This window comes from Mesorhizobium sp. M5C.F.Ca.IN.020.32.2.1, from assembly GCF_004023105.1.
Lineage (GTDB): Bacteria > Pseudomonadota > Alphaproteobacteria > Rhizobiales > Rhizobiaceae > Mesorhizobium > Mesorhizobium wenxiniae.
The window spans coordinates 1-4734 of sequence record NZ_RZSX01000498.1 but is presented as its reverse complement, the minus strand read 5'-3'; the positions used below and the strand labels follow the sequence as shown (position 1 = coordinate 4734).

The 4734-nt window shown below is 57.9% G+C and carries 4 protein-coding genes and 2 pseudogenes; 1 reads left to right on the top strand and 5 read right to left on the bottom strand.

All coding sequences use genetic code 11. From position 1 onward, the window contains the following. Positions 1-316: 316 nt before the first annotated feature. From EOA86_RS22695 to EOA86_RS22685, 4 genes and pseudogenes are all read right to left on the bottom strand, one after another. The gene (locus EOA86_RS22695) at positions 317-742 is read right to left on the bottom strand and encodes a hypothetical protein (RefSeq protein ID WP_128343676.1); all 426 of its coding nucleotides are present in this window, start codon (positions 740-742) and stop codon (positions 317-319) included. Between the two features lie 53 nt (positions 743-795). Continuing rightward, positions 796-960: pseudogene (locus EOA86_RS41540) on the bottom strand (integrase); the annotation flags it as partial. 184 nt (positions 961-1144) lie between these two features. Beyond that, entirely contained in the window at positions 1145-1465 is a 321-nt protein-coding gene (locus EOA86_RS22690; protein ID WP_245497348.1) for a VanZ family protein, read from the bottom strand. Between the two features lie 1081 nt (positions 1466-2546). Further along, complete coding sequence (locus EOA86_RS22685; RefSeq protein ID WP_051694935.1) at positions 2547-3443, bottom strand: RNA ligase family protein; 897 nt, start codon at positions 3441-3443, stop codon at positions 2547-2549. Positions 3444-3514: 71 nt separating this feature from the next. Here EOA86_RS22685 and EOA86_RS22680 point away from each other — a divergent pair, with 71 nt between their 5' ends. After that, positions 3515-3703, top strand: coding sequence for a DUF3606 domain-containing protein (locus EOA86_RS22680; RefSeq protein ID WP_095520219.1), 189 nt, complete (start codon positions 3515-3517; stop codon positions 3701-3703). 54 nt (positions 3704-3757) lie between these two features. On the opposite strand, the pseudogene EOA86_RS40550 reads toward EOA86_RS22680, so the two are convergent. Further along, a pseudogene (locus EOA86_RS40550) lies at positions 3758-4135 on the bottom strand (hypothetical protein). Positions 4136-4734 lie beyond the last annotated feature (599 nt).

Below are 4734 nucleotides of genomic sequence, written 5' to 3'. Positions count from 1 at the left end.
CCCTGCTCCAGAGTCTCAGAGCGTCGTCATCTCAATCCGGCAAATGGCAGCCGATATTTGACCAGCTCCTGGCGCCCGTCCCGGAACAGCTAAGAAAACCATGTTGGACAGTGGGCCATCACCCGATGCATTCGGAAAACGAACTCTGCCTCTGACGACACAGCCTGTGCAGCGGTCAAAATTTCAAGACACCTGCCTGACAGGGGCATGAAGAGCCTCACTCGTTCGGGAAGCCGTGAGAATTAGGAATTCGAAGGCCAACTTCGCAATCGGCCCAGAGATGGATTATCGGAGTGCCTGGACAAAGCCAGCGACCTCATTGAAGGGGCACCGCAGCGTGGTGCTGATCAGTGTCCGTTTGCTTTGGCAATCCGCGGGTGACCCCTTCCACCGGATTGTGTTCTGAGCGATAACCTGCCGCCTTCGCCCAATCCATGACAGTACTGATCCGCTGACGAACTCGTATCGCGTTCTCAGGTTTAGTCAGCCAGATCGGCGAAAGCACCCTGAGCACGTCTGATGTCGCAATCGCATTGACGCGATAGTCGCCAATAACAGGGTACGCATACTGCGTCAGCGTGGTGATCCACTGTTTTGCATGCTTGGGATTTTTCCAGCTGATCTCGTGTTCGGCATGCACAATTTCAGCGGCAACCCTGAAGGTCGGCACGATCCTTCGAGCTTCGCGCGGCGTAGCCAGCGGGTCGCCACCTTCCCGCGTGACTTTACGATAAGCCTGCACGCTTCCCGCGCCTCGGCGAGCGAAGTGACCGAAAGTCCTGCGAGGCCAATGTCGCGTCGCCGTCCCTGCACCACTGTTTGGAGCAGCAAGCGTTTGGCTCCCGATGGGTCAACTATCAGATAGAGGCCGTTACCGTCGGCATAGCGGCCAGGGCCCTTTAGCTGCTTAACCTGCAATGCATCGAGCGCCTTCTCCGGATGCTTCCCCGAATTTTTCACGGCTCCGCCAAATTTCTAACCCCACATTTCGGCCCACATCTGTGGACAATGAAACAAGCCACTCTTTCACCAACCAATTGTTTTTACCTTGTTTTTGGACGGCATTGGACGCCACTGAACATTGCATCGGCGGCCGCTCTCTCCGCCACTCATACACCACCACTGATCTGGGCCAACGGGCGACCTATGGCAGCCCTCCAGCGCGCCACTTTGTCCAGCTTGCGATTGTGATCCCGCAGGCCATGCCAGCACAGTCGGCAATCCAGTCGAATACATCCGGACCGCGCCCTATCAGTTGCGCGCCCTGAACAACTTCAATCGCCAGGCCCGAAAATGCGAGGAGAGCAATCAGCTTTGCCTTGTGTTTCGTCCAGCCGACACTTCCCAAGGCCGCCAAAACAGCGAATGCGGCGGCGTGGATGAGCTTGCCATGATGCGTGAAGGTCACTCCCAAATTCTGCAAGAGCCACTCCGGAAAAAGGGCGAGCAGGAGAACGCCGGCCAACGCGACAAGGAAAGCAACCCTTGCCGCGATCGGATATGAACCTGCGCGCAACAATATAGGTCAGCCCTTCATCCGAAGTCTGCAGAGGCGACCGCCAGCACGAAGCGGTCTAGTGCTAAGGCAGATTCTCAATCTCTACCCTCCAACGGACCGGCGCATCGGCCGAACAGATGAAAGACGCGCGCCTCTGGCGGAGCGCGCGGGCATTGCACGACCAACGCATCGGGCCAATGGGATGACGCCTATGCCCGCGAGGGGAGAAGGACTGTGGGATCATCCGAGTCAATCGGAAGATCCAGTAAGCAAAAAAATCAGCCGGCCGAAGCTGGAATAAAATTACGGTGACATAAATCACGGTGACAGTGCACTTTTTGCGATGTTTGCTCGGCTGTCGCTGTGTGTAGATTGAAAGCATGGCTCGACTTGCATTGCCGCGCTGCCGATGTCGGCATCTGGGCGGCCGGTGGGCAGCGAAGCCCTTCTGGACCGGATTGCCGAGCACCGGAAAGCCGCGAAATCGGGAAACATGCCGCCGCATACTGGACCGCCCATCGGTGAGGCGCTGATGATCAAGCAAGCCTAACGGCGAATACGTCCGGTTCAACATGTCCACGAGCGTCAACGGGAAGCTGAAGGTCTGATAAATCATCCCTATGGCCGGAGTGGCTTTGACACCGGTTGAGCATCTATCTACACCGCCCGCTCACTTGTACGGAATTAACCCATTTTTGTAGCCGGGAACAAACAGTCAGCGACTCGCGTTTCTTGCACGAGGCCGGACTCTCGTCCCCTCGGTCTGGCTGTGAAGGCCCACTATCTTTTGCACGGACAGCGGGCTTCGAAGGTTCGCAAATGCCGCGCCGGCGTTTCACTCGCACCTGCCTCAGCCCTCACGATTTGGCTATTTGTGAACGCGTGTTTGATCAGGTTTGCGCAGATGGAGTCATCGACCCGTTTAGCCGGGATGCCGAAGCCTTAGCGGTGACGATTGTCGCAATCTTTCGAAACGTAACTACCAACGAGCGCGAGCTGCTCGGGGAAGTCAGATCTCGTCAACGCTCAAAGAGCGCAGACAGGCGCACTAGCTCTCGTCACTGAAACCCAGCAGCGACGCCTGGCGTATGTGGGTGTGGTCGCCACGGAGATGCTTGACGCGCAGCTTTACACCAGGCCTGACCCATTGGGTCGCCGGCCGTTTCTTCATGGCCTCTGGCGGCGGCCCGGCATGCTCTCGAACCCGCTTCAACAGCCGCTCCTTCATGTCGCGGCCCAAGGTGATGAAGGCGGTACCGAGATATTTCCCAGTTCCTGGCTGTGCCAAAAGTGCGAAGGCTGCATTGCCAGGCTCGCGCTCGATGCCCAGCAGTTCGAATTCGTCGACCGTGAAGCTCTTGGTCTTCAGCCAGTTCGAGGTCGGGCCGCTGCGGTATTTGCTGTCGGCGCGCTTCGAGACAATTCCCTCAAGCTCGACCTGCTCGACGAGATAGAAGATTGACTTGGCGTCACCAGGCATGGCCTCGCTGAACTGGATCCGGCTGTTCGGCTTGATGATGCCGCCGAGAATTTCGCGGCGTGCCTTGCAGCCGATGTCGCGCAAATCATGGCCATTCAGGTGCAGAATGTCGAATGCGCAGAGGTACATGCCATAGGGATTGTTGTGGACCGCGTTCTGGAGCGCGTTGAAGTCGGGCATACCGGCCTTGTCGGTAACGACCGCCTCGCCGTCGATGATGGCGTTCTTGACCTCAAGCTCAGTCGCCGCTTCCACGATGCCCAGATATTTACGCGTCCAGTCCTTACCGGTTTCGGCATAGACGCGGATATCCTCGGGGCCGTTGATGATGATCTGGGCACGATAGCCGTCGAGCTTGATCTCGTGAATCCAGTTGTCACCCTCGGGCGGCTTGGCCACCAGCTTGGGCTCCATCGGGAGGATGAACTCTAGCCGGCCGGTGCCGGCCACTGCCCGCCTACGCATGGAACCTAGTCTAGGTCACTGGCGTATATTAGCCATAGTGAATATGACGAAATTCCAAAAGGACGTGCGATATGACAGACGACAAAAGCAAACGCGACTTTCGCGACCGCAACAAGATATCGGCGTACGACGATTATGAGGTGAACTTTTTCGCTCTGCAGAACAACATCACGCCGGCGCAGGTGCGCGAGCTGATCCGCAAGCACGGCAACGATCGGGCGACCCTGACCGCCGCCGCGAAAGCATTGCCGGCACAATGATGACCAAACTCTCGGAGGCGCGAGCCTTTTTGGCTCAGCACATCTCGACGCCGTCTAGCGTGGAACCGCAGGTATTCCCGAGACTGAGTGCGCCGTTTCGGCGGAGAAAACCACGAAGGCAAAGATGAGCACGCTGACAGCGACGATCATGGTGCCGGTGGCGACGATCGGCTCAAGGGCTGGATTTCTATGCAGCATCACGTAAAGAGCCATCACGATCAGGCCAAGATTGTAGACGCCGGGACCATCGCGATCCTGCGGGCGGCTGTTGTCGGGTTCAGAGCGTATCACCCACCGAATATTGCACTCGTCACCCATCCCAAGAAGGTTGATGTGCGCGTGGCACCGTGATTGCCTGAAATTGCCATCTGCAGGCCGGCTAAGGAAGACGATCGCTGTCTTGAAAAAGATCCGAGATTTTCGGCATGTCATGTCCTCCCCAAGCCGTTGCTGGCGGCCCGGCAGCCTATGGGGGTGACCGGCCAGCCACCGGGCCTAACCGGCTTGCGCCGGCTGACGAAAACATGCGCTCACGCTAATGTAATTGCAACATCGAGATGCCGGTGCGCACAGCGAGGTTCGCGATCTCGACTCCTGTCCCAAAGGCTGGTTGGCGGGTCATCCCGTGAAGAAGATGATCTCCTTCGCACCGCCGACTCCAGCCAGTGGAATTACGGTGACAGTGCACTGTTTGGCATGTTCGCTCGGCTGTCGCTGTAGATTGACCGTATGGCTCGACTTGCATCGCCGCGCCGCCGATTTCGGCATCTGCGCAGCCGACGGGCAGAGAAGCACTTCTGGGCCCGGCAAACCGGACAGCCGTGAAATCGGAAAGAGGCGGCAGGCGGGGATAGAAATGGTGCACTGTCACCGTAATTCCCGTAATTCCCGCCGACTCGGTAGGCCAATATCAATTTAGATCGTCAACGCCAGCAACCCAGCGATCGCGTTTCTCTAAAGTCGGACTAACCGCCTTTCGCTTTCAGGTACGGATTGCCAGCGACTCCTCGGCGGCTAGGACGCCGGCAAGA